Origin of the sequence: Nocardioides salarius (genome assembly GCF_016907435.1) — a bacterium.
GTDB lineage: Bacteria > Actinomycetota > Actinomycetes > Propionibacteriales > Nocardioidaceae > Nocardioides > Nocardioides salarius.
In genome coordinates, this window is the sequence record NZ_JAFBBZ010000001.1 from 794,661 (window position 1) to 819,149 (window position 24,489).

The window sequence follows — 24,489 nt, forward strand, 5'->3', positions numbered from 1 at the left end:
TTCCTCCTGTCCGGGCCCCCGCATTGACCGGGCGGCGAGCGCCACCCTAACCTGAACGCCGTTCAGGAGGCGACCCTCTCCTCCCCCGTATGCGAAGGCTCCACGATGGCGACCGACCAGACCTCCCTGCCCGGCCAGACCCACGCCGACGAGCGCCGGCGGCGGATGACGCCCACCGACCTGGCACTGATCGCCTCGTTCGCCGCGCTGATCTCGGCCTTCGCCTACGTCGGCGCGATCCCCGTCGGCGGCGCGGGCGTGCCGATCACCCTGCAGACCGCCGGCGTGATGCTCGCCGGGTGCCTGCTCGGTCCCGCCCGCGGCTTCCTGGCCGTGGCGCTCTACCTCGCCCTGGGCGCCGTGGGCCTGCCGGTCTTCGCCGAGCACTCCTCGGGCCTGGGCGCGATGACCGGCGCCAGCGCGGGCTACCTGTGGTCCTTCCCCGTCGCCGCCCTGGTCGGCGGCCTGCTGGTCAAGTACGCCGCCGGCGAGCGCGGCAAGACGCGCGCCGCGATCGTCTTCGGCTGCTCGCTGGCCGCCTCGGTGCTCGTCATCCACCCCGCCGGCATCGCCGGCCTCTCCCTCTACCTCGACATCTCGCTGGCCGAGGCGCTCAAGATCGACGTCCTCTACTGGGCCGGCGACGTCCTCAAGACCACGCTGGTGGCGCTGGTCGCCGCCGAGGTGCACCGCGCCTTCCCGCAGCTGCTGCGCGCGCGTCGCTGACCCGTGCCGCTGATCGAGCTCGACGCCGCCGGGGTCGCCGTCGCGACCCCGGACGGCGACAGGGTGCTGCTCGAGCCCACCACGCTCGCCCTCACCGAGCACCGCGTCGCCGTCGTCGGCGCCAACGGGTCGGGCAAGTCGACGCTCGCCCGGATGCTCAACGGACTGGTCGCCCCCACCACCGGGGCGGTGCGCGTCGCCGGCCTCGACGTCGTCAAGCAGGGCGCGGCGGTGCGCCGCAAGGTCGCCTTCAGCTTCACCGACCCCGCGGCCCAGCTGGTGATGCCGACCTGCGTCGAGGACGTCGAGCTGTCCCTGCGCCGCCGCGAGCGCCGCGCCGGTCGCCGCCGCGAGCTCGCGACGGCGGTGCTGGAGCGCTTCGGGCTCGCCGACAAGGCGGACGTCTCGGTGCACAGCCTCTCCGGGGGCCAGCGCCAGCTCCTGGCGCTGGCGGGGGTGCTGGCCACCGACCCCGACGTGCTGGTCGCCGACGAGCCGACCACCCTGCTCGACCTGGCCAACACCCGGCGCATCGGCGACCTGCTGCTGGGCCTGGAGCAGCAGCTGGTGCTCGTCACCCACGACCTCGACCTGGCCCGGCGCTGCGACCGGGTGCTGGTGGTCGAGGACGCCCGGGTCGTGCACGACGGGCCGGCCGAGGCCGCGGTGGCGGCGTACGAGGCGAGCGTGCTGGGATGACCTGCCGATGAGCAGCCGATGAGCAGCGCCGTGACCGTCGCGGCCTACCGGCCCGGCGACACCCTGGTGCACCGGCTGCCGGTGGGCGCCAAGCTGGCCGCGCTGGCGCTCTTCAGCCTCTCGGTGGTGCTGGTGCGCTCGATGCCGGCCTCGTGGGTGTGGCTGGGCCTGGCGCTGCTGGCCGCGCTGGTGGCGCGCACCGACCTGGGCACCCTGCTGCGCGCGGCCCGGATGATCCTGGTGCTGGCGGTGGTCGTCTCGGCGTTCCAGTGGTGGATCGACGGCCCGGCGAAGGCGGTGGAGACCCTGGTCGACCTGCTGGCCCTCGCGCTGGGCGCGATCGTGGTCAGCGCGACCACGTCGGTCAACGCGATGCTCGACGCGATCGTGCGCTGGGTCGGCCCGCTGCGTCGGGTCGGCGTCGACCCCGAGCGGGTGGCGCTGACCTTCTCGATGGCGATCGGCGCGCTGCCGGGCACGGTGGGCCTGGCCCTGGAGACCCGCGACGCGGCGCGTGCACGCGGCCTGGGCCGGCACCCCCGCGCCTACGTGACGCCCTTCGTGGTGCGGGTGGTCGCGCGCGCCCACGAGACCGGCGACGCCCTGCACGCCCGCGGTCTCGGCGACGACTGAGCCGACCGAGCCGACCGAGCCGAGGGGCGAGGCTTCACCAGCCCGGCGGTCGCCGGTGGTGCCACGGGGCCGCCTGCTCGACCTGGGCCGCGAGCGCCAGCAGGGCGGCCTCGCCGGCGGGGCGACCGGCGAGCATCACGCCCACCGGGAGGCCGTCGGGGGTCCAGTGCAGGGGCAGGCTGATCGCGGGCATGCCGGTGACGTTCCAGGCCGAGGTCCACGGGGTGAAGCGCTTCTGGGCCTCGAAGTCGGCGGCCGGGTCGGCGTCGTCGCGCAGCGCCCCGACCGGCAGCGGCGGCGCCGCCAGCGTCGGCGTCAGCACCGCGTCGTACGCCGCGAGGGCCCGGACCGCCTCAGCGGCGTGGCGGCGCATCGCCCCGATGGCCAGGCCGAGCTCGGGGCCGGAGACGGCGCGGCCGCGCTCGCTGAGCCAGCGGGTCAGCGGGCGCAGCAGGTGCTCGCGGCCGGCGGGGGCGGTCGACATGGCGGTCAGCACCGCCCAGCAGGTGTGGAAGACCGGGACGGCGTCGCGGCTCATCGGCACCGGCACGTCGACGACCTCGTGGCCGAGGCCCTCGAGCAGCCGGGAGGCGTCGTCCCAGGCGGTCAGGCACTCGGCGTCGACGGCGGTGTCGGCGATGACGGGCTGGGCGAAGCGGGCGATCCGCAGCCGGCCGGGCTCGCGGTCGCAGGCGTCGAGGAACGTGCCGTCGGGCTCGGGTGCCCAGCTCGGGTCACCGGTGCGGGGCCCGGCCAGCACGTCGAGGAGGGCCGCGGCGTCGCGGACGGTGCGGGTGATCGGGCCGGCGGTGGCGAGACCGATCGGGTCGCCGTACATCGGGAAGCCGCTGATGCGGCCGCGCGAGGGCTTGAGGCCGACCAGGCCGCAGCACGAGGCGGGGATGCGGATCGAGCCGCCGCCGTCGGAGCCCTGGGCCAGCGGCACCAGGCCGGCGGCCACCGCGGCGGCCGCGCCCCCGGAGGAGCCGCCGGCCATCCGGGTGCGGTCCCAGGGGGTGACGGCGGGCGGGTGCCCCTCGGGCTCGGTGTAGCAGGGCGACCCGAACTCGGGCGTCGCTGTCTTGCCGAGGCTGACCAGCCCGGCGTCCTCCAGCGAGAGCACCACCCCGTCGGAGACCTCCGGCACGAAGTCGTCGTAGGCGGCGGAGCCGAAGGCGGTGCGGACACCGGCGGTGAGGTTGAGGTCCTTGACCGCGGTGGGCAGGCCCCAGAGGGGGCCGGCGCCGTCGGGCGGGACGGCGCCGAGGGCGGCGGCTCGCTCGCGGGCCTGCTCGGCGGTGTGGTGCACGAAGGCGCCGACGTCGTCGAGCCGCTCGACACGGTCGAGGTAGTGCTCGGCCAGCTCGAGCGGGGACGTCTCGCCGCGGCGGACGAGCGCCCCCTGCTCGAGGGCGGTCAGGTCGTGGAGGTCGGCCATGCCACGACCCTAGGCCTCAGGCTGCGACGGCGTCGCTGTGCGCGACGAGGCGTCGCACGGCGTCGGCCAGCTTCTCCTGCACCTCGGGGTCGGTCAGCGGGTCGACCTCGAGGGCCGACTGCGACACGGTGATGTCCTCGACGACGGTCGCGCCGGCGACACCGGCGGAGCGCACGACGTCGGCGTGCGCCCAGCGGCCGCCGTACGGCGTCGGGGTGGCGCCGATGACGCCGAGCGGGGTTCCGACCAGGGCACCGGCGCCGTAGGGCCGCGAGAGCCAGTCGATGGCGTTGTTGAGCACGGCCGGCATGGTGCCGTTGTACTCGGGGGTGACGACGAGGACGCGGTCGGCGGCGCCGACGGTCTCGCGCAGGCGCACGGCCGCGGCCGGCGGGGTCTCGCCGTCGAGGTCCTCGTTGTAGAAGGGCAGCTCGCCCAGGCCGTCGACGATCTCGAGCTCGACGCCCTCGGGCGCGGAGGCCACCAGGCCCTCGGCCAGGCGGCGGTTGAGGGAGTCGGCACGGAGGCTGCCGACGAGGACGGCGATACGGGTTGAAGTCATGCAAGCTTCAACCAATGAAGCCCCTGCGACATTCCCCGGGCGAGCCCCTTGAGGCGTGAAGCCGGTCACCGCGCGTCGAGCTCGAGGGTGCCGTGGGTGGTGACGGCGTAGCTGTGCCCGTGTTGGTCGCGCCAGAGGTAGTCGCCGTGGTCGGTGCGGTGGTAGGTCCAGCGTTCCTCGGTCTTGGCCCGGTGGTGGTGTCGACACAGTGGCGCGAGGTTGCCTGGATGGGTTTGGCCGGGCGGGCCGCCGAGGTGGATCGGGACGTAGGGACTGATGTGGTCGAGGTCGCAGCGCGGGGAGCCGGTGTCGCAGAACGGGAAGACGCAGTGGGTGTCGCGGCGGGTGACCAGGTCGCGCATCCAGCGGGGCGGGTCGTGGTCGTCGATCGCGTCGACCCGTGCCATGTCGAGGACCGGCAGCACGCTGACAGAGGCTGCGCCTGCGAGCCAGCCGCGGATCTTCGCGAGTGTCGCGGGACCGAGGCCGAGCACCTGACCGACCTGCGTCGTGTCGGCCGCCAGGTCCTCGCTGGTGATGTCGATGTTGAGCCGCACCCGAGGCCGGGGTGCACCGAGCCCGTCGAGCACGGCGCCGAGCGCCTCGATCTGCCGCACACCCAGGTCGCGCTCGTTGTCCGTATCGGCGGGGTCGGTGGGATCGGCTGACGGGGCGGTGGTGTCGGTGATCAGGTCGTGCAGGCGCTGCAGGGTGGGGGTGTCTCCGGTGATGCCGAGCCAGGAGGTGCCGGCCCACTGCCCGCCCTCACCGGGGCGTCGGTGGCGCAGGGTGAGGCCCCACTCGTTGGTGGCGACCTTCTCCTCCGCGACCTCCAACGACGCGGGGTCGTACAGGGCGATCGCCTCGGCGACCGCCCGGTCGATGCGGGTCGGACCCACGGAGTCCACGACCGGTGCCAGCACGGTGTCGACGTGCGCGGCGGCCTCGGGCGAGAGCCCTTGGGTGGCTTTCGCGACCCGACGTGCGCGCCACAGCGCGACGTCGAGGGACTCCACCCGGGCGTGGATCTTCGGCAACCGGTGCCGCAGCTCGAGCGCCTCGGCCATCAGGCTGGTGGTCGCCGCCGGCGACATCCGCATCACCGCGGCCAGCTTCTCGGCCGAGAACTCCGCGACCGCAGGCACCCCTTCCCCGCCGATCCAGGCGTCGCAGTCCCAGACCCGCTCCTGCTCGCCCCACGAGAGCCGGCTCTCGTCGTCTGCTGCGGGGTTCAGGTCGCACCAGCGCAGCACCACCCGCAACCGGCGCCGCTCGGCCTTGCGGACCTCCGCCTCGGCCTCGTGGGCGAAGTCGAGCAACCACTCAGCGTCGAGGTCGTCGACCTCGAGAGGCTGGCCGTGGCTGTCAGTCTCGATCATGACCCGATTTTACTCGAACAGGTGTTCGAGAGCAAGGGATTGTGCACACCTGGTTCGTCGCTCCCGGACCCTGCCAGGGCCTGCTGCGCGACCCCGGCGGCGAGGTTGGGTCGCCGGTCGCCACGGACCCTCCGATGCCCGGAGGGCGAGCTTCCGGGCTGCGGGACAGGTCACGCATCAGGACGCGCACTCCTGCCGATGTCCGTGCAGCCCAGGGACTCCGCTCCGGGCCCGTAGCCGAACGGGCACAACGCTTCGCCAGGCAGCCCCGACACCGGCTCTCCGCAGGGGCGCACGGCGCGACGGGCCGTTGTGCCCGTTCGACTACGACCTGCTCGAGCGAAACTGACGCGGGGGCTGGCATCCGACTCTGCCGAGCAGCGCGCACTGACCGCGGAACCACTGGCGCTATGAGATCGTCGAACAACCATGCCGCTGCCGAACTCCTCGAGCCTCCCCGTTGCCGCAGCTTCCCGCTCTCGCGCCTGGAGGCGGATCGGCGCGACCCTCGGCGTTGCGACCGCAGTCCTGCTCCTCGCCGGATGCGACCTGCCCTGGTCGGGCAGCCCAACTGCTAAAGACCCCGAGGTCCGTCCGAGCGAGCTCACCGACGCGGCTGGTCAACCGTGCCCGCAGGAGTTGCCTATCGGTGAGGACCCGTCCGGTCACGGCTTCGGCATCGAGGAGGTCGCGGACGAACGTCCGACTCTCCTCGTTCCGCAAGAGGCATGGGTCTGTCAGTACAACACGTTCGATGTCGGCACGACCGCCAGCGGCGGGGCCGTCTACGGGTGGAGCCGTGCAGGGCGTCCTAAACCCGTCGCCGCCACCGACCTCCCGGACCTGCAGGACGCCCTGGACGATCTTGCCCCCGCTGATCGCAGCGGTGGATGCAACGCCGACCTCGGCCCGCGCTGGATGGTCGTCTACAGCCACGATGGCGACCTGACCGGAGTAGTCGTCGACGACTACGGCTGCCGCGACGTCCGGCTCACAGACAACCCGACCGCGACGCCGCCCGGTGCAGACAACCAGGAAGGGACGGTCGGCGGCGTTCTCGACGGTGGCGCTGCAATCCTCGATGTCCTTGGCGTCGGTCGCTCGAACTGATCGTCCGGATCTGGCACCCCTCTGTGTCAACGGGTGCTGGGGACGAGGTTCTTCACGTGCTCGCGGTCGGGGCGTAGCGTCGGCCTCGCGGGTCCGGGAAGTGGCTGATCCGAAGTGTCGATGTGCGGGTGTGAGTCGACCGCGCTGGAGTGAAGAGTCGCCCCGCGGTGCCCTCCCGGATCCGCGTCCACGGGCGTGGTGGGGGCCTTGCTGTCGGCGACGAGCTGGCGGTAGACGACGTCGGACAGGCGTCGTTTGAGGCAGCGCAGTGCCTCCATCGGTGTCTTGCCTTCGGCGAGCTTGCGGCGGTAGTAGGCGCGGCCTTCGGTGTCGTGGCGGATTTGCACGATCGCGGCGATGTGCAGCACGTGGTTCATCCGGCGGTTCCCGGCGCGGGAGAGCCGGTGACGGTTCTGCTCACCCGATGAAGCGTCCAGGGGTGCGGTCCCGGTCCAGGACGCGAACCGGTTCCGGTCGGCGAACCGGGCCACGTCACCGACGTCGGCCAGGATGCGTGCGGCACCGGCGGGGCCGATCCCGTAGATGCCCATGAGGTTCGATCCGCGCGCGGTCACGGCGTCCTTCAGCTCGGCCTTGATCTTCTTCAGCTTCGCATCGAGTACGACCAGGTCGGCGACCTGCTCAGCTGCCATCCGGCGTCGGGTCTTGCCGGCGACGTCGCGAGGCCGCACGGTGGCCAGCATGGCCTTGGCCTGTGCAGCGGACAGGTCGCGTTTGCGCTGGCCAGGCAGCAGTTCGCTGAGCAGGCGCTGCAACCGGTTGACCGTCTGCACACGCTGGTGGGCCAACTCATCACGGCGCTCGGTGAGCATCCGCAACGCCTCGAGCTCACCGTCCTCGACCACGACCCGTAGCCCCGGAGTGCGGACCGCGACCACGGCAATGGAGTGGGCATCCAGGGCGTCGGTCTTGCGGTTGTGCCCGGTGTCGAACAACCTCACCCGGGCCGCGAGCTTGGCCGGCACATCGACGACGTGCTCACCGGCGGCGATGAGTCGCTGGGCCAGTGGGCGACCGGCGCCGTTGGCTCCCTCCACGGCCCAGGTGCGGTGTGGCCACTGCTTCACATAACGCTGCATCGCGGCGTAGCCGGCCTGATCGGTCCCGAAGCGCCCGGTGCCGAGCAGGCGCTCGTTGGGGTCGACGACCTCGATCGTCACCGACATCTTGTGGGGATCGACCCCGATGATCACGTCCCTGGTTGTCTTCAACCTGTTCACCTCGTCCGTCGTGGTTCCAGTTGGGGACGACGAGGTGGGCATTGCTACTACGAGCTGGGCAGACCCCTCTTGAGCCACTCCTCGTCACGGGGCCCGACGGGTCGCAGTCCAGATGAGAGCCACACCCCAGTAGCCGGTGGGCAGCCGCATAACGAGCGTCCCGCCGGACCCCTGGACCGAGTCTGGCCAGACGCCGGTCCTGCTGGGAAGTCTCCTAGTAGCCGCGTAGCGTGCGCGTCAGCGCGCGCTCATCTGCCGCGACCCGCACTTCGCCCCCTCACCGGATGACGCGCCACGACTTCACGTCGAACCAGGCGGCTCGGCGCGCGGACGGCCGGCGTACGCAGCGTCGGACACTCACCGCCCGAACCAGCGCTCGCTGGTAGCGAGGGCGAGCAGCTCGTCCTGCGAGAGCGTCGGCGCCTCGACGACCGTGCGCCGGTCGGCGTTGGTGGAAAGGGCCCGCACGACGTAGCCGTGGTTCCAGGCGCTGGCCTCGCGGGTCACGACCTCGTCCACACGCTCGCGGGAGGTCAGCACCGTCAGCCCGCCCTGCTCCCCGCAGCTGCTGCGCACGTCGAGACGCTCCTCCGCGGCGTCCATCGCGACCCGCTCGGAGCAGGTGAGGCCCGCGGGCTCGATGATGACAGTGGCGCGCGCGCCGTCGTAGAGGAAGTGCTTGATCTTCTCCCGGGCCGCGTCCTTGGTGTACGTCGGGACGCCCTTCACGGGGGCGGTGGCCTCGGACCCCAGGATCTCGTCGACGAGGGCGGGGATGTCGGCGGCCGTGACGGCGAGCGCCCGGTCGGTCGCCCGGACGTCGTCGGTCTGCGTGTCCGCGACCTCGGGCGGCGCCGCGTCGCCGCCGAGCAACGGGGTGCCCACGCCGACGGCCACGCCGACCGCGACGACCGCGGCCAGCGCGGCCAGCGAGGCGCCGACCCGACGGCGGCGACGCAGGGCGCGTCCCCGGGACACGCCACCACGCACCAGCCGGTCGACGTCGGGGACGAGGGTGTCGGTCGCGGCGTGGAGCAACCCGGAGGCGGCGCGGTCGGTGGTCGGGGTCGGGTCACTCATGGTCGTCGCCTCTCGTGGTCGTGGTCGTGAGCGAGCGGTCGAGCAGGGGCCGCACCCGCTCCAGCGCTCGTGCCGACCGGGTGCGCACCGCGCCCGACGACGTGCCCATCCGCTGCGCGGTCTCCTCCACCGAGAGGTCCTCGAGGTAGCGCAGCACCAGCACGGCCCGGTCGGCGGGCCGGAGCCCCGCCAGCGCCTCGAGGATCGCGAGGCGGGTCTCGCTGAGCGCGGCCGCCTCGGAGGTCGCCGTGTCGGCCGAGTCGGGCAGGTCGCTGCGCGGCACCTCCCCGCTGCTGCGCCGGCGGCGCGCGCTGATGAAGGTGCGGGTCAGGGTGGTCTGGGCGTACGCCGCCGGGTTGTCGATGCGGCGGCCGAACGGGGAGCTCCACCGGCTGAAGACCTTGGCCAGGGTCTCCTGCACCAGGTCCTCGGCCTCGTGGTGGCTGCCGCACAGCAGCCAGGCCGACCGGTAGAGCTGGGGCGCTCGCGCTCGGGCGAGCTCCTCGAACTCCTGCTCCTGCATGTGTTCGCTCCTGGGGTGGCGGCTCGGTGGGCTCATCCTTGTCGACGCAGCACCCCCGCCCGATGTCACACCTGCCGGCGGGGAGTCTCGCGGCGAGCGCTGACGTCGTACGCCGTCACCGGGGACCCGATCCCAGGATCGACTGCTCGATGGTGCAGAAGTGACCGCTCGGCGGGCCTCAGCGGTGGTGGCGCCGCAGCCCGAAGGTGACGGCGTCGAGCAGTGCCTCCCACGAGGCCTGCACGACGTTGTGCCCCACCCCGACGGTGACCCACGAGCCCTCGCCGTCGGCGGTCTCGATGAGCACCCGGGTGATCGCGTCGGTGCCGTGGCCCTGGTCGAGGATGCGCACCTTGTAGTCGACGAGCTCGAGCCGGGCGACCTCCGGGTAGGCCTGGCCGATCGCGGAGCGCAGGGCGTGGTCGAGCGCGTTGACCGGACCGTTGCCCTCGCCCGCCACGACGTAGCGCACTCCCCCGGCCCGCAGCTTCACGGTCGCCTCCGAGAGCGCCTCCACCCCCGGGCCGGGCTGGGTCTCGGTGATGACGCGCCACGACTCCACGTCGACGTACGACGGCCGCTCGCCCTCGACCTCCTCGACCAGCAGCAGCTCGAAGGAGGCGTCGGCGGCCTCGAAGGTGTAGCCGCGTCCCTCGAGCACCTTGACCCGCTCGGTGATGCGGGTGAGCAGCGCCTTGGCCTCGGGGGTGTCGCCCGACAGGTCGAAGCCGAGCTCGCGGCCCTTGAGCTCGATGGAGGCGCGCCCGGCCATGTCGGAGACCAGCAGCCTCATGTCGTTGCCGACGCCGAGGGGGTCCATGTGCTGGTAGAGGTCGGGGTCGACCTTGATCGCGCTCGCGTGCAGCCCGGCCTTGTGGGCGAAGGCGGAGGTGCCGACGTAGGGCTGGCGCGCGGCCGGCGCGATGTTGGTGACCTCGGCGACGGCGTGGGCGATGCGGGTCGCGTCGCGCAGCAGCCCCGGCGGCAGCACCTGACGGTCCAGCTTGAGCTCGAGGTTGGCCACGACGGTGACGAGGTCGGCGTTGCCGGTGCGCTCGCCGTAGCCGTTGACGGTGCCCTGCACGTGCGTCGCCCCCGCGTCGACGGCGGCCAGCGAGTTGGCCACCGCGCAGCCGGTGTCGTTGTGGCAGTGGATGCCGATGCGCCCGCCGGTCGTCTCGACGACGTCGTGGACCACGTCGGAGACCCACGGCGGCAGCATCCCGCCGTTGGTGTCGCACAGCGCGGCCACCTCGGCGCCGGCCTCGAAGGCGGTGCGCAGCACCTCGAGCGCGTAGTCGCGGTTGGCGCGGTAGCCGTCGAAGAAGTGCTCGGCGTCGAGGAAGACCTGCTGGCCCTCGGCGCGCAGGTGGGCCACGGTGTCACGCACCATCGCGAGGTTCTCCTCGAGCGTGGTGCGCAGCGCCAGCTCGACGTGGCGGTCGTGCGACTTGGCCACCAGCGTCACCACCCCGGCGCCGCTGTCGCGCAGCGCGGCCACCTGCGGGTCGTCGGCGGCCCGGGCGCCGGCGCGCCGCGTGGCGCCGAAGGCGGCCAGGCGGGCGTGGGACAGGTCGAGCTCGGTGGCGGCGCGGCGGAAGAACTCGGTGTCCTTGGGGTTCGCCCCCGGCCACCCGCCCTCGATGTAGCCCACACCGAGCCCGTCGAGCTGGCGCGCGATCGCGAGCTTGTCGGCGACCGACAGGTTCAGCCCCTCCTGCTGCGCTCCGTCGCGCAGGGTCGTGTCGTAGACGTGGAAGGCGCCGTGGAGGTCCATCGCTGCTGCTCCGCTGCTGGGTGGGGGTCGTGGGGAGGTGCTCCAACAAAAAAACCTCTCGCGGACGAGAGGTTGGCGCGCCGGGGAGGTCCCGGCGCGCTAGCGAATGATGGAGACGTGCTGCACGTCGTCGAGTGTGCCACCGACCACACCGCCACGGGCGGCGTCTCGCGATCCGACCGGCTGGTCCTGCGCCGGCACCCACCAGGGGCCCCGCTGGTCGAGCACGTACGCCGCCGCCCCGGCGGCCACCGTGACCAGCAGCAGCCCCGCGACCCAGCGCCCCGGGGCGGCCGAGAGCGGGCGCACCACGCGGCCCAGGGGCGAGCGCACCCGCGAGCCGCCCGGCCCCCACCACAGCCCCAGCACCAGGGCCCCGGCGCCCGCGAGCAGCGTCACGACGGTGCCGGCGGCCAACGAGTAGCAGACCAGTCCCGCGGCCGCGGCCAGCCCGAGGGCCCACAGCTGCAGCACGATCGTGGAGGGGATGGAGCGCAGCAGGTCCCACGGCGCGCGCACCAGCACCACGGGCGCGTCGTACCAGCGACGCCCGCGCAGCCGCCGGCGATCGCCCACGTGGCTGGCGGCCAGCGACCCGCTGCGCAGCAGCCAGACGGCCACCAGCACCAGCGCCAGGCCGGCGTACGGCACCGCGGCCACCCCGACCGCCACGGCCACCCCGCCGGCCAGGGTGAGCAGCCCGCGGCGCACCCGCTCGAGCGGCGGCACCCGAGGCGCCTGGTCGTCCCACTGCTGGTCGGACCACTGCTCGTCGGACCACTGCTCGGTGGGCAGCACGGCGGTGTGCGGGCCCTCCTCCGGCCGGTCGTCCCGCCAGTCGTCCTGCCGGCCCTCCTGCCAGTCGACCGGCTCGGCCTCGACGCGGGTCTCCTCCTCAGGCCACACGGCGGCCCGCATCGGCGCGGTCTCGACCACCTCGGGCAGCGGGCCGGCGACCGGTCGCCGGTGCACCTGGGTCGACTGCGGGCGCAGCCAGTCGAGGATCTCCCCCAGGGTGGGCCGACGCTCCGGGTCGGGGTCGAGGGCGGCCTCGACGACGTCGTGCAGGTCGCCGCGCAGCCCGTCGAGGTCGTGCTCGCCGCGGCGCACCCGGTCCATCACCGCCATCGAGGGGCCCCGCCCGAAGGGGGCCCGGCCGGTGCCGGCGTAGGCGACCGTGGCCGCCCACGAGTGCACGTCGGAGGCGGTGCTGGCGTCGTCGCCGTAGAGGATCTCGGGGGCCAGGTAGCCGGGGGTGCCGATCAGCCAGCCGGTGTGGGTCAGGCGCGGGTCGTCGGCGACGCGGGCCAGCCCGAAGTCGATGAGGATCGGGGTGCGGCCCTCCATCAGCACGTTGGAGGGCTTGACGTCGCGGTGCAGCACCCCGACCTCGTGCACCGAGGCCAGGCCCTCGGCCAGGCACCCGGCGAACCAGACGAGGTCGCGCCCGACGACCGGGCCCTCCTCGACGACGTGGTCGTGCAGGGAGAGCCCGGGCACGTAGCGGGTGGCGACGTAGGGCACGTCGCCCCAGGGGTCGGCGTCGATGACCTCGGCCACCCAGCGGCTGCGCACCCGCGAGAGCGAGGAGACCTCGCGCTCGAGCCGCTGGCGGGCCTCGTCGCCGCCGACGACGTGGGGGCGCAGCACCTTGAGCGCCACCCGCTCGCCGCCGGGGCGCCGGGCCAGGTGCACCACGCCCATGCCGCCCTCGCCGATCTGGGTCAGCAGCGTGTAGCCGCCGACGGTGGCGAGGGCGGCGCTGCGCGGCGTGGTGCTCACGTCACGAGGCTACCGACACCGGGGCCTCACTCGCTGGAGACGGCACCGGCCAGCGCCTCGACGAAGGTGTCGAGGCTGTAGGTCAGCGACAGCGCGGTCGGCGGGGAGACCGAGGAGACGACGGCCTCGCCCGCGACGGTGGCCACGTGACCCTCCTGGAACTGCTCCATGGTCTGGTACGTCGGGTCCTCGGCGATCTCGTCGGCCCGCTCCTGCGTCGCGGCGTAGGACAGCAGCACGTCGGACTCCAGCTGGTCGACGTTCTCGGTGCTGAGCGTGTAGTAGAAGGTGCTCTCGCCGGTGTCGAGCTCGTCGACGCTCGGGGCGACGGTGAAGCCGAGGTCCTCGAGGAACTGCACACGCGGGTCGGCGGCGCTGTAGACGTAGAAGGCGCTCGGGTCGATGGCGACCGCGGCGATGCTGGTGCCCTCGAACTCGGGGTGCGCCTCGGCCGCGGCGGCCACGTCGGCGTCGATGTCGGCGAGCACCTGGTCGGCCTCGTCGTCCTGGCCCAGCACGTCGCCGACGGTGGTGATGACCTCGCGCCACGGCGTCGACCACGGCTGGTCGGGGTAGGCCACGGTCGGGGCGATCTGGGTGAGCTTGTCGTAGTCGGCCTCGGTGATGCCGGAGTAGTTGGCCAGGATCACGTCGGGGGCCGCGGCGGCGATCTCCTCGAACGGCGGCGCCTCGCCGGGCGTCAGCGCGGTGGGCTGCTCGGCGTCGAGCTCCTCGAAGGCCTCCTCCTGCCACGGCATGAAGCCCTCCTCGGAGGCGCCGTAGCTGAGCTTCTCCATGGCCACGGGCACCACGCCCAGCGCGAGCACGGCGTCGGGGGTGCCCCAGCCCCAGGTGACGACGCGCTCGGGGCGCTCGGTGACCTCGGTGGCACCGAAGGCGTGCTCGACGGTGACCGGCTCGAACTCCTCGGCACCGGCGGCGTCGTCGGTCTGGGGCTCCTCGGCGGCGTCGTCGGTGCCGCAGGCGGCCAGGGGCAGCACCAGCAGGCCCGCCACGAGGGGAAGGACGAGACCGGACAGGCGGGACCGGGAGGTCCGTCGACGAAGGGACGACACGTCCACTCCTCACTGTGAAGGACCGGCCGAGCCCGGTCGTTTATTAGGTGAGGCTAACCTTACCGCACTCTGCTCCTCGGCGCTCCCGGGCCCCGGCGGGGATCACCATCGGGCACCCGGTCACCGGGTCGGCGACGACCCGCGCCACCAGGCCGAAGGCCTCGCGGACGCACTGCGCGTCGAGCACGTCGGCCGGCGCCCCCTCGCGCACCAGCCGCCCGCGGGCCATCACGACCAGGTGGTCGGCGTAGCGCGCGGCGAGGTTGAGGTCGTGCAGCACCATCACCACGGTGGTGCCCCGCTGCTCGTTGAGGTCGGCCAGCAGGTCGAGGACGTCGACCTGGTGGGCGATGTCGAGGTAGGTGGTGGGCTCGTCGAGCAGCAGGATGCGCGGGTCCTGGGCGAGCATCATCGCCACCCAGACGCGTTGGCGCTGACCGCCGGAGAGCTCCTCGACCCGCCTCCCCACGAGGTCCTGGGTGTCGGTGAGCGCCAGGGCCCGGGCGACCGCGTCGGCGTCGTCGGCGCTCCAGCGGCGGAAGGCGCCCTGGTGCGGGTGGCGGCCTCGACCGACCAGGTCGCCGACGCTGATCCCCTCGGGCGCCACCGGCTGCTGGGGCAGCAGGCCCAGCACCGAGGCGACCTCGCGCGGACGCATCCGGTGCAGGTCGCGCCCGCCGAGCTCGACACGGCCCTCGACCGGGCGCAGGATGCGCCCCAGCCCGCGCAGCAGCGTCGACTTGCCGCAGCCGTTGGCGCCCACGATCGCCGTGACCTGACCGGTCGGCACCGCGAGGTCGACCCCGTGCACCACCCGGTGCTGGTCGTAGGCCAGGTGCACGCCGTGCGCCACCAGGCGGTTCTGGTCGGTCATCGTGCTGCCGTCCTTCCGGTGCTCATCAGCCAGATCAGGTAGGGCCCACCGATCGCGCCGGTGACGACCCCCACGGGCACCGACAGGTCGCCGGGCAGGAGGTGCTGGGCCAGCAGGTCGGCCCCCACCACCAGCACGACGCCCACCAGCGCCGACTCCGCCAGCGCCAGGCTGCCGTCGGAGAGCAGCCGGCGCGCGACCGGCGCGGCGACGAACGCCACGAAGGCCACCGGCCCGGCCGCGGCGGTCGCGGCGCACGCCAGGGCGACGCCGAGCGCGATCACCGCGGCGCGCACCAGCTCGGGACGCAGCCCGAGGCCGCCGGCCTGGTCGTCGCCCAGCAGGAGCAGGTCGAGGCGGCGAGCGACCAGGGCCACCAGCGGCACCAGCAGCGCCAGCGCGCCCGCGAGCACCTGCACCAGCCCCCACTCGGCCTGGGCCAGGCTGCCGGCCATCCAGCGCAGCGCCACCTGGGCCTGGTTCACCTCGCTGCGCGTCAGCAGGTAGCCGACCACCGCCGCGCAGACGTAGGCCACCCCGATGCCCGAGAGCACGAAGCGGTGACCGGTCATCCCGCCGCGCCACGCGACGGCGTACAGCAGCAGGCCGACGAGCGAGCCCCCGCCCAGCGCCGACAGCGACACCGCCGCCCCGCTGAGCCCGCCGAGCAGCAGGGCGGCGACCGCGCCGGCGCTGGCCCCCTGCGAGATGCCGATGATGTCGGGGCTGGCCAGGGGGTTGCGCAGCACCGACTGGAACAGCGCGCCGGCGAGCCCGAAGGCGACGCCGACCAGCACCGCGAGCAGCAGCCGGGGCGCGCGCAGCTCGACGACGATGAAGCGCGCCGACGGGTCCTCGGCACCGACCAGCGCGCCCAGCACCTGGCCGAGCGAGAGCGGGAAGTCACCCATCACCAGCGCCGCACCCGAGAGCGACAGGGCCAGCGCGACGAGCACCGCCAGCACGCCCGTACGCCGGGTGCGGCGGCGCCTGCGCGCGGCCCGCAGGCCTGCTGCGGCGACCTGGTGGCGCCCCAGGGGGCTGCGTTCCAGCATGCCCGCGCTCACGCGGCCACCGCCGTCGAGCGGCGCACGATCAGCAGCAGCACCGGCGCCCCGACCAGGGCGACGACCAGCCCGGCCTCGAGCTCACCGGGGCGCACGACGAGGCGACCCACGACGTCGGCGCCCAGCAGCAGCACGGGGCCCAGCAGCGCCGAGACCGTGACGATCCAGCGGTAGTCGAGGCCGACGAGCACCCGGGCCAGGTGCGGCACCGCGAGACCCACGAAGGCGATGGGGCCGACCATCGAGACCGCCGAGCCGCAGAGCAGCACCACCGCGAGCACGACCAGCAGGCGCCCGCGCACGACGTCCTGGCCCAGCCCGCGGGCCACGTCGTCGCCCAGTGCCAGCGCGTTGAGCACGCGGCCGGCCGCGAGCGACAGCGCGAGGCCGACGAGCACGAAGGGCAGCACCGTGGTCAGCACGTCGAGGGGGCGGTTGGCCAGCGAGCCGACCTGCCAGAACCGGTAGTCGTCGAGGGCCTGGGTGTCGGCGAGCAGCACGACGGTGATGACGGAGGTCGAGGTGGCGGTGACGGCGGCGCCGACGAGGGCGAGCTTGACGGGCGTGACGCCCTCGAAGCCCAGCGACGCGGCGCCGTAGACGACGACGGCGGCCAGCGCGGCGCCGGCGAAGGCGAACCACAGGTAGCCCGAGACGGAGGTGACGCCGAGCAGGGAGATCGCGCCCAGCACCGCCAGCGAGGCGCCCGAGTTGATCCCCAGCAGCCCGGGGTCGGCGATCGGGTTGCGGGTGACCCCCTGCATCAGCGCGCCGGCCACGCCCAGCGCGGCCCCGCCGACCAGCCCGACCAGGGTGCGCGGCACCCGCAGGTCGCGCACCACCAGGTGGTCGTTGTCGCCGGCGACCGGGTCGACCAGCGCGGCCCACACCTGCGCCAGCGAGACGTCGCGGGCCCCCAGCGCCAGGCTGGCGACCACGGCGAGCAGCAGCAGCGCGAGCAGGCCGGGCAGCACCGGGCCTCGCAGCGACGCGGCGGGCGCACGGGTCAGGGTCGAGGACACCGACTTAGGCTAGCCTCACCTTCCCGCCGACGCACACCGGGCGTCGCGCAGGTCACACGATGCGGTGCATCCAGCCGAAGGAGTCCTCGGCGCGACCGAACTGGATGTCGACGAGCGCCTGGCGGACGCTGCGGGTCAGGTCGCCGCCGCCCTCGCCGGTGTCGGCGGGGGCGGGCACCTCTCCCCCGGCGTGCCTGAGCGCGCCGACGGGGGTCACGACCGCAGCGGTGCCGCAGGCGAAGATCTCGCGGATCCGGCCCGAGGTGACGCCGTCGCGCCACTCCTCGACCGAGAAGCGGTGCTCGTCGACGCGGTGCCCCAGCTTGCCCGCCAGCTCGATGATCGAGGCGCGGGTGATGCCCTCCAGGATCGTGCCGGTGGCCGGGGTGACGATGGTGCCGTCGTCGTGCACGAAGTACATGTTCATCCCGCCGAGCTCCTCGACGTAGCGCATCTCCTGCGCGTCGAGGAAGACCACCTGGTCGCAGCCGTGCGCGGTGGCCTCCTGCTGGGCCACCAGCGACGAGGCGTAGTTGCCGCCGGTCTTGGCCGCACCCATGCCGCCGCGACCGGCGCGGGTGTACTCCTCGGTCAGCCACAGGCTCACCGGCTTGAGCCCGCCCTTGAAGTAGGCGCCGGCGGGGCTGGCGATGACCATGAAGGTCACGTGCTGGGACGGGCGCACGCCCAGGAACTTCTCCGAGGCGAACATGAAGGGCCGCAGGTAGAGGCTCTTCTCACCGGTGTTGTCGGGCACCCAGCGCTGGTCGACCTCGACCAGCGCGCGCACCGCGGCCAGGAAGTCCTCGGTCTCGAGCACCGGCAGCGCGAGGCGGTGGCTCGAGCGCGCCATTCGCTCGGCGTTCTGCTCGGGACGGAAGGCCCACACCGAGCCGTCCTCGTGGCGGTAGGCCTTCATCCCCTCGAAGGTCTCCTGCGCGTAGTGCAGCACCGCGGTCGCGGGGTCGAGGGTCAGCGGCCCGTACGGCGTGATCCGCGCGTCGTGCCAGCCCTTCTCCGGCGTCCACTCCACCGTGAACATGTGGTCGGTGAAGTGGGTGCCGAACCCGGGGGCGGCCAGGATCTCGGCCAGCCGGTCGTCGGGGACGGGCGAGGGGTTGCGGGTGACGCTGATCTCCATGGGCATCAAACTACCGCTCTCGTCAGGTGGGGCTCAGCCTGCTACCCGCTTGGCGACCGAGTCGCCCACCTCGGCGGTGCGGCGACGCGCCGTGCCACGCTCGGCGAGGTCGGCCAGCACCGCGTCCTCGATGCGCGCGGCCGCCTCGGGGTGGCCGAGGTGGTCGAGCAGCAGCGCGGTCGACAGGATCGCCGCGGTCGGGTCGGCGACCTGCTGCCCGGCGATGTCGGGGGCCGAGCCGTGCACCGGCTCGAACATCGACGGTGTGGTGCGGTCGGGGTTGATGTTGCCCGAGGCCGCGAGCCCGATGCCGCCGCTGATGGCGCCGGCCAGGTCGGTGATGATGTCGCCGAAGAGGTTGTCGGTGACGACCACGTCGAAGCGCTGCGGGTTGGTGGTCATGTGGATCATCGCCGCGTCGATGTGCATGTAGTCGACGGTGACGTCGGGGTGCTCGGCGGCCACGGCCTGGGTCAGGCGCCACCACACCGAGCCCGCGTGCACCAGCACGTTGGTCTTGTGGACCAGGGTCAGCTTCTTGCGCGGGCGGCGCTCGGCGCGTGCGAAGGCGTCGCGCACGACGCGCTCCACGCCGTACGCCGTGTTGACGGAGACCTCGGTGGCCACCTCGGCCGGGGTGCCGACGCGCAGGGCGCCGCCGTTGCCGGTGTAGGGGCCCTCGGTGCCCTCGCGCACCACGACGAAGTCGACCTCGTCGTCGCCGAGGACCTCGCGGCTCAGCGGCGAGGTGACGCCGGGGAAGATCCGCGAGGGGCGCAGGTTGACGTAGTGGTCGAGCTCGAAGCGCAGCCGCAGCAGCAGGCCGCGCTCGAGGAGGCCGGGAGGGATGCTCGGGTCGTTCGGCTTGCCGCCGACGGCGCCGAGCAGGATGGCGTCGTGCTCGCGGATCTCGCTGAGCACGGTGTCGGGCAGCACCTCGCCGGTCGCGAGGTAGCGCTCCGCGCCGAGGTCGTAGCGGGTCTGCTCGAAGGTGACCCCTGCCGGTGAGGCGACCTCGAGGACCTTGAGGGCCTCGGCGGTCACCTCCTGCCCGATGCCGTCGCCGGGGATGACGGCGAGCTTGACGGGACCGGTCGCGACAGGAGTGGAGGTCATGGGCCGAACGCTAGTTGTCGTCGGGGCGCTGGCCGCCGTTGTCCCGCAGGTCGAGCGAGGCCTGGACCGCCTCGACGCTGCGCGGGTTCTCGGGGTGGTGGGCCGCCGGGCCCCACTCGGGGTACATGTCGTACATGGTGCGTCTCCTTCTCGGTGGTGATCTGGTGTCGGTCCTGCGGTGGTTCTCCTGCGATGGCTCACGCCACGGCCGGAGATGACCCCGCGGTGGGGACGGACGACCCATGGATCGCATGGGAGGTGGAGACCTCGAGAGGAGCGGATCACGCGTGTTCAGCGAAGTGGACCCGCCGCGGAGACATCTTCAGATGTGCCGTGAGACCAAGAGCAACGCCGAACACCGCGGCGAGGTGGCCTCACTGGCAGCTATCGCTGCTGGGCCTCGCCGCGGCACTCGATAAGTACGTAGATGCTCCGCATGGTGGACACAGCCTAGGCACGCACACCGGACGCCGGCTACCGCTTTCCGGAATGTGTCCACGATCCGGGACGAGCGTCTCGAGGTGACAGACTCCCCGCCATGAGTGCCCCTCCCGAGCTGCCGGACGTCGTGCGCCGCGCCTTCGAGGTCTCGCGCCGCGCCGGCTACGTCTCGTTCTGCCGCAACGAGACCGGTCGGCTGCTGGCCACGCTGGCCGCGACCCGCGAGGGCACGATGGCCGAGTTCGGCACCGGCTGCGGGGTCGGCACGGCCTGGCTGCGCAGCGGTGTGCGCGGGCAGGACGCCCGCATCGTGACCGCCGAGCTCGACCCCCGGCTGGCCCGGGCGGCCTCGGAGATCTTCGTCGACGACCCGCTGGTCGAGGTGCTGGCCGCCGACTGGTCGACCCTGCTCGACAAGGGCCCCTTCTCGCTGCTCTTCCTCGACTCGGGCCAGCCGGGCGAGGTCGGGGTCGACGCGATCGCCGACCTGGTCGCCGACGGCGGGATCGTGGTCCTCGACGACTTCACGCCGTGCGAGCAGTGGCCGCCGGTGACCTACGGCCGCGTCGACGTGCTGCGCGAGCAGTGGCTGACCGACCCGCGCTTCACCGCCGTCGAGGTGATGGTCGCCTCCGACGCCTCCACGATCATCGCGACGAAGCGGTAGCGCTCGCGGGGTCGACGCCGGGCTCGACGAGGGGCGGCGCCGCGGGCGGTCGCAGCCGCACCGTGAGCGCGGGCAGCAGCGCCTGGGTGACCGGGCCGATGCTCAGCGCGTAGAGCACCGTGCCGATGCCGGCGACGCCGCCGAGCACGAGGCCGATCGCCACGACGGTGACCTCGAGGCCGGTGCGCACCACGCGCAGCGAGACGCCGGTGCGCCGGTGCAGGCCGGTCATCAGCCCGTCGCGCGGCCCGCGACCGAGCTGGGCGCCGATGTAGAAGGCGGTCGCGGCGCCGTTGCCGAGCACGCCGACGAGCATCAGCGTGATCCGCAGCCACATCTCGTCGGGGCGCTCGAGCACCGACAAGGTGGCGTCGGTGGCGACGCCGATGACCAGCGCGTTGGAGATGGTGCCCAGGCCGGGCACCTCGCGCAGCGGGATCCACAGCAGCAGCACCAGCAGGCTGACCACGATCAGCACCTCGCCCAGGCTCAGCGGCACGTAGCGGGCGATGCCCAGGTGCAGCACGTCCCACGGGGCGGCGCCGAGGTCGGCGCGCACCATCATGGCCAGCGAGACGCCGTACAGCCACAGGCCGACGTAGAGCTGGGGCAGGCGGCGGCCCAGGCGCCCGGCGCGCAGCTGGGCGAGGGGTCCGAGGTCGGCGAGGAGCATGGGTCCAGGGTGCAGGCCGATTGGCCTGGTGTGAAATAGCCAATCGTGCGACAGTGGTCTGCATGGCCACCGCCGTCTCAGCCGCCCGGGTCGCCGCCCTGGTCGGCTCCTTCGACCGCTCCCCCGCCTACGTCGGGCTCGCCGACACGCTCACGCTGCTCATCGGCGACGGACGCATCGGCTTCGACGTGCGCCTGCCCAGCGAGCGCGAGCTGACCGAGGCGCTCGCGGTCTCGCGCACCACCGTCACGCGCGCCTACGCACTGCTGCGCGAGAGCGGGTACGCCGTGTCGCGGCAGGGCTCGGGCACGTTCACGCGGGTGCCGGGCGGGCGGGCCCGCTCGCACGACCGGGCGCTGCTGCCGGGCGTCGACGACGGCGACGCCATCGACCTCAACTGCGCCGCCGCCCCGGCACCGGCCGGGTTGATGCAGGCCTACACCGACGCGATCGGCGACCTGCCGGCCCACCTCGGCGGCCACGGCTACTTCCCGGCCGGGCTGCCGTGGCTGCAGCAGCGCATCGCCGCGTCGTACGACGCCCGGGGCCTGCCCACCGACCCCGACCAGGTGCTGGTGACCCCCGGCGCGCTGGCCGCGGCGGCCGTCGTGGCGCAGGCGTTCGCTGGCCGCGGCGACCGGGTGCTGGTCGAGTCGCCGGTCTACCCCAACGCCACCCAGGCGCTGCGCAACGCCGGCGCACGGCTGGTGCCCTCGGCGGTCGACCCGGAGGGCTGGGACCTCGACGCCGTGGGGGCGAGCCTGCGCGGCTCGCGGCCACGGCTGGCCTACCTGGTGCCGGACTTCCAGAACCCGACCGGCCACGTGATGAGCGACGAGCAGCGCGCGGCGTACGCCGGGCACCTGCGCGCCGCCGGCACCCGCGCGGTGGTCGACGAGGCGCACCAGGCGCTGGCGCTCGACGGGCAGGACATGCCCGCCCCGTTCGCCGCCCACGCGCCCGGCACGATCACGATCGGCAGCGCGAGCAAGAGCTTCTGGGGCGGTCTGCGGCTGGGCTGGGTCCGCGCCCCGCACGAGTGCGTCGAGACGCTGCAGGAGGCCAGGCTCGCGCTCGACCTCGGGGCGCCGGTGCTCGAGCAGCTGACCCTGGCGAGGCTGCTGGAGCACGGGCCGGTGCTGCCCGGGCACCGCGAGCGGCTGCGCGAGCAGCGCGACCGGCTGGTCCACGAGGTCGCCGAGCGGCTGCCCGAGTGGCGCTTCCAGGTGCCCGGCGGCGGGCTGGCCCTGTGGGTCGAGCTGCCGACGGCCCGTGGCAGCGCGCTGGCCGCTGCGGCCGAGCAGCACGGCGTCATCGTCGCCCCGGGACCGGTCTTCGCCGCCGAGGGCGGCCTCGACCGCTACGTGCGCATCCCCTGGACCCGCCGTCCCGACGAGCTCGCCGTCGCCGTCGAGCGCCTCGCCCTCGCCTGGGCCGAGGTCCGTGACGCCCCCGCCGGCCGCGTCCGACGCGGCACGCGCGTGATGGTCGCCTGAGTCCCGCGCCGAGCCGGCCGGTTCGAACGAGCCGACTCGCGGAGTGGTCGTCGGTCGAGCGGTGACGAGCGCCAGCGAGGAGCGCCCGTCGAGACCCAGTGACCCGCCCAACCTCCGTACGCCGACCGCCCCACCACGGTCCTGACGACCCTCACGCGACACGCCGACCGCGGCGTACGGGTCGTCAGGATGGTGCGCTGCGCTGCTCTGCGAAACCAGGTGCCGCTCCCCCACCCGCCGTCCTAGCCTGGCCGGGTCCAACTCCCGATCCCAGGCAAGGTCCCGTTGCTCCTCTGACTGGGTGTGTCCCTACTCGGAACGCACTGACTTCCCTTGACCACCGCTCCCAACAGAGCGGTGGTTCTCGGTTGTCATCCGAGGGCCACACGAGGTGGTCTTGTCTCGGTTCCGACCCAGGGCCCCTTCGTGTAGCGGGGTGGCGGTCGGCTCTACGGCCCGGTCCATCCAGGCGCGGACACACTGTTGCGTGTGTCAGGCGGCCGCGGGTAGCGGCGGTGAAGTCTTCGTGCCCTCGGGGTCTGTGGGTGGGGTGTAGCGGGCCAGGTTGATGGCCGCGTTGAGGTCGCGGTCGATGACCAGGCCGCACGCGGCGCACTCGTAGACCCGGTCGGCGAGGCTCAGGTAGGCCTTCACGGCACCGCAGCTGGAGCAGGTCTTCGATGAGGGGAACCACCGGTCCGCCACCACCAGCTCGGTGCCGTACCAGGCCGACTTGTACTCGAGCTGGCGGCGCAGTTCACGGAACCCGGCATCCGAGATGTGCCTCGCGAGCTTGCGGTTGCGCAGCATGCCGGCTGCGTTGAGGTCCTCGATCACCAGGACCGCAGAGCCCTTCGCGAGCTCGGAGGAGATACTGTGCAGCAGCGCCTTCCTCACCGCAGCGACCCGGCCGTGCATCTTGCCCAGACGACGTGCTGCCTTGCGCCGGCCGTTCGAGCTCCGCTTGGTTCTCGCGAGAGCTTGGTTGGCCAGCTTCAGGCGTACCTGGGCTGCTTGTAGTGCTTTCACCCCCTCCCACACCTTGATCTGGTTGCCGTGCTCGTCCGCGGCGACGGCAAGGGTCTTCACACCCAGGTCGACCCCGACCCGCGCCTGGGTGCGCCCTGGTGCAGCGGCGTTACGGCGTTGGTGGTGCAGCTGAGCGGCGACCCCGGTGATGGTCACCGTCCAGCGGCCACGTTCGTAGGTGAACGCCGCGGCATAGGCGTGGAACCGGCCCCTCTCGTAGAGCCGGCGGAGCTGGCGGGTCTTCTCCCGGACGCGGAGCTCGCCGAGCTTGGGGAACGTGATCGCCCGTGCCGAGGAGGCGCGGACCGACGGCGCGGACCCCTCCTTGTACTTCGCCCGGACCCGGAACTTCGGGGTCGTGCGGTGGCGGGACTTGAACCGCGGAAACCCTGCCGACTTTCCCGCCCGAGCACCCTTGCGGGAGTTGGCCCAGTTCTTCAACGCCTGCGCGGCGTTCACCGACGCGGTCTCGAACACGTCGGCAGAAACCTCGCTGCGCCACGGCAACCCTCTGACGATCGTGCCTTCGTCCTGGATCTCGACGCGGGCATCGGGTGCGCGACCGTCCTTCCAAGCGTTCATCTCGCTGATGAAGCTGATCTTCGACCATGACAGCGCCGGTGTCAGGTCCGCCTCGTCGACCCCGTAGGACTTCTCGGCGGCGCGTTGGTCGAGATTCGCCTTCACCCGCGCGAGGTGGTGGTTGAACGCCAGACGGGACGCGCCGGCGTGCGCGAGGAGTCGGTGGTGCTGCTCGTCGTTCACATCGAGGGTGAACTTGAACGTCGTCACACGTGCCAACGGCACGCCGGTGTGCGACACGAGCGTGTCAGCAGATCCGGTAGCAACGGGCACGAAACCGATGGTGCCGCCCGGCACCGACAGTGCCGCCAATAGGGACACGTCCTCTGAGGCCCGTCTCCGCGTCCGCCGCGAC

Annotated in this window: 23 protein-coding genes; 6 read left to right on the plus strand and 17 right to left on the minus strand. The window is 73.2% G+C overall.

The window, feature by feature from the left end; genetic code table 11:
* The first annotated feature begins 105 nt into the window (after positions 1-105).
* The 3 genes from JOE61_RS03905 to JOE61_RS03915 are packed head-to-tail and all read left to right on the plus strand — an operon-like array spanning position 106 to position 2,058.
* Positions 106-726, plus strand: coding sequence for a biotin transporter BioY (locus JOE61_RS03905; protein WP_193667903.1), 621 nt, complete (start codon positions 106-108; stop codon positions 724-726).
* 3 nt (positions 727-729) lie between these two features.
* A complete protein-coding gene (locus JOE61_RS03910) occupies positions 730-1,425 on the plus strand; it encodes an energy-coupling factor ABC transporter ATP-binding protein (protein WP_193667902.1) in 696 nt (231 codons plus the stop codon).
* 18 nt (positions 1,426-1,443) lie between these two features.
* Positions 1,444-2,058, plus strand: coding sequence for an energy-coupling factor transporter transmembrane component T family protein (locus tag JOE61_RS03915; protein WP_193667901.1), 615 nt, complete (start codon positions 1,444-1,446; stop codon positions 2,056-2,058).
* Between the two features lie 34 nt (positions 2,059-2,092).
* Here JOE61_RS03915 and JOE61_RS03920 read toward each other — a convergent pair whose 3' ends face one another.
* The 3 genes from JOE61_RS03920 to JOE61_RS03930 all read right to left on the minus strand — a co-directional run bounded on the left by JOE61_RS03920 (position 2,093) and on the right by JOE61_RS03930 (position 5,437).
* The gene (locus JOE61_RS03920; RefSeq protein WP_193667900.1) at positions 2,093-3,496 is read right to left on the minus strand and encodes an amidase; all 1,404 of its coding nucleotides are present in this window, start codon (positions 3,494-3,496) and stop codon (positions 2,093-2,095) included.
* 16 nt (positions 3,497-3,512) lie between these two features.
* Positions 3,513-4,058, minus strand: coding sequence for an NADPH-dependent FMN reductase (locus JOE61_RS03925; RefSeq protein ID WP_193667899.1), 546 nt, complete (start codon positions 4,056-4,058; stop codon positions 3,513-3,515).
* A 65-nt stretch (positions 4,059-4,123) separates the two neighbouring features.
* Positions 4,124-5,437, minus strand: coding sequence for an HNH endonuclease signature motif containing protein (locus JOE61_RS03930; RefSeq protein WP_193667898.1), 1,314 nt, complete (start codon positions 5,435-5,437; stop codon positions 4,124-4,126).
* A 429-nt stretch (positions 5,438-5,866) separates the two neighbouring features.
* Between JOE61_RS03930 and JOE61_RS03935 the strand changes: the two genes are divergently transcribed.
* Positions 5,867-6,547, plus strand: coding sequence for a hypothetical protein (locus JOE61_RS03935; protein ID WP_193667897.1), 681 nt, complete (start codon positions 5,867-5,869; stop codon positions 6,545-6,547).
* Positions 6,548-6,573: 26 nt separating this feature from the next.
* Here JOE61_RS03935 and JOE61_RS03940 read toward each other — a convergent pair whose 3' ends face one another.
* The 12 genes from JOE61_RS03940 to JOE61_RS22035 form a co-directional block, all read right to left on the minus strand.
* Positions 6,574-7,761, minus strand: a complete 1,188-nt coding sequence (locus JOE61_RS03940; RefSeq protein WP_204797139.1) for an IS110 family RNA-guided transposase — start codon at positions 7,759-7,761, stop codon at positions 6,574-6,576.
* Positions 7,762-8,145: 384 nt separating this feature from the next.
* On the minus strand, positions 8,146-8,868 hold the full coding sequence (locus tag JOE61_RS03945) for a hypothetical protein (RefSeq protein ID WP_193667895.1): 723 nt from the start codon (positions 8,866-8,868) through the stop codon (positions 8,146-8,148).
* The gene (locus JOE61_RS03950; RefSeq protein ID WP_193667894.1) at positions 8,861-9,391 is read right to left on the minus strand and encodes a SigE family RNA polymerase sigma factor; all 531 of its coding nucleotides are present in this window, start codon (positions 9,389-9,391) and stop codon (positions 8,861-8,863) included. Before JOE61_RS03950 ends, JOE61_RS03945 begins: the two co-directional genes overlap by 8 nt.
* 178 nt (positions 9,392-9,569) lie before the next feature.
* Positions 9,570-11,168: a citramalate synthase gene (cimA, locus tag JOE61_RS03955; protein ID WP_193667893.1), complete on the minus strand. Its 1,599-nt coding sequence runs from the start codon at positions 11,166-11,168 to the stop codon at positions 9,570-9,572.
* A 99-nt stretch (positions 11,169-11,267) separates the two neighbouring features.
* Complete coding sequence (locus tag JOE61_RS03960; protein WP_193667892.1) at positions 11,268-12,950, minus strand: serine/threonine-protein kinase; 1,683 nt, start codon at positions 12,948-12,950, stop codon at positions 11,268-11,270.
* Positions 12,951-12,976: 26 nt separating this feature from the next.
* On the minus strand, positions 12,977-13,966 hold the full coding sequence (locus JOE61_RS03965; RefSeq protein WP_204797140.1) for an iron-siderophore ABC transporter substrate-binding protein: 990 nt from the start codon (positions 13,964-13,966) through the stop codon (positions 12,977-12,979).
* A 103-nt stretch (positions 13,967-14,069) separates the two neighbouring features.
* Positions 14,070-14,900: an ABC transporter ATP-binding protein gene (locus JOE61_RS03970; RefSeq protein WP_193667891.1), complete on the minus strand. Its 831-nt coding sequence runs from the start codon at positions 14,898-14,900 to the stop codon at positions 14,070-14,072.
* Entirely contained in the window at positions 14,897-15,967 is a 1,071-nt protein-coding gene (locus JOE61_RS03975) for a FecCD family ABC transporter permease (RefSeq protein ID WP_204797141.1), read from the minus strand. Before JOE61_RS03975 ends, JOE61_RS03970 begins: the two co-directional genes overlap by 4 nt.
* Positions 15,964-16,989, minus strand: a complete 1,026-nt coding sequence (locus JOE61_RS03980) for a FecCD family ABC transporter permease (protein WP_307822793.1) — start codon at positions 16,987-16,989, stop codon at positions 15,964-15,966. The genes JOE61_RS03975 and JOE61_RS03980 overlap by 4 nt, the downstream gene beginning before the upstream one ends.
* 52 nt (positions 16,990-17,041) lie before the next feature.
* Positions 17,042-18,130, minus strand: coding sequence for a branched-chain amino acid aminotransferase (locus JOE61_RS03985; RefSeq protein ID WP_193667889.1), 1,089 nt, complete (start codon positions 18,128-18,130; stop codon positions 17,042-17,044).
* 33 nt (positions 18,131-18,163) lie between these two features.
* Positions 18,164-19,246: a 3-isopropylmalate dehydrogenase gene (locus JOE61_RS03990; protein WP_193667888.1), complete on the minus strand. Its 1,083-nt coding sequence runs from the start codon at positions 19,244-19,246 to the stop codon at positions 18,164-18,166.
* A gap of 10 nt (positions 19,247-19,256) precedes the next feature.
* Positions 19,257-19,382: a hypothetical protein gene (locus JOE61_RS22035; protein WP_264675470.1), complete on the minus strand. Its 126-nt coding sequence runs from the start codon at positions 19,380-19,382 to the stop codon at positions 19,257-19,259.
* Between the two features lie 402 nt (positions 19,383-19,784).
* Here JOE61_RS22035 and JOE61_RS03995 point away from each other — a divergent pair, with 402 nt between their 5' ends.
* Positions 19,785-20,354 (plus strand): O-methyltransferase, encoded by a 570-nt coding sequence (locus JOE61_RS03995; protein WP_193667887.1) that lies wholly within the window; start codon positions 19,785-19,787, stop codon positions 20,352-20,354.
* Here JOE61_RS03995 and yczE read toward each other — a convergent pair.
* Positions 20,335-21,027 carry a membrane protein YczE gene (gene yczE / locus JOE61_RS04000; protein ID WP_193667886.1) on the minus strand — a complete coding sequence of 231 codons (693 nt, stop codon included), beginning with the start codon at positions 21,025-21,027 and terminating at the stop codon, positions 20,335-20,337. The genes JOE61_RS03995 and yczE overlap by 20 nt on opposite strands.
* Positions 21,028-21,089: 62 nt before the next feature.
* On the opposite strand from yczE, the gene yczR reads away from it, so the two are divergent.
* Positions 21,090-22,523, plus strand: coding sequence for a MocR-like transcription factor YczR (gene yczR, locus JOE61_RS04005; protein WP_193667885.1), 1,434 nt, complete (start codon positions 21,090-21,092; stop codon positions 22,521-22,523).
* Positions 22,524-23,015: 492 nt separating this feature from the next.
* On the opposite strand, the gene tnpB is transcribed toward yczR, so the two are convergent.
* Positions 23,016-24,407 carry an IS607 family element RNA-guided endonuclease TnpB gene (tnpB, locus tag JOE61_RS04010; protein ID WP_204797142.1) on the minus strand — a complete coding sequence of 464 codons (1,392 nt, stop codon included), beginning with the start codon at positions 24,405-24,407 and terminating at the stop codon, positions 23,016-23,018.
* Positions 24,408-24,489: the final 82 nt, after the last annotated feature.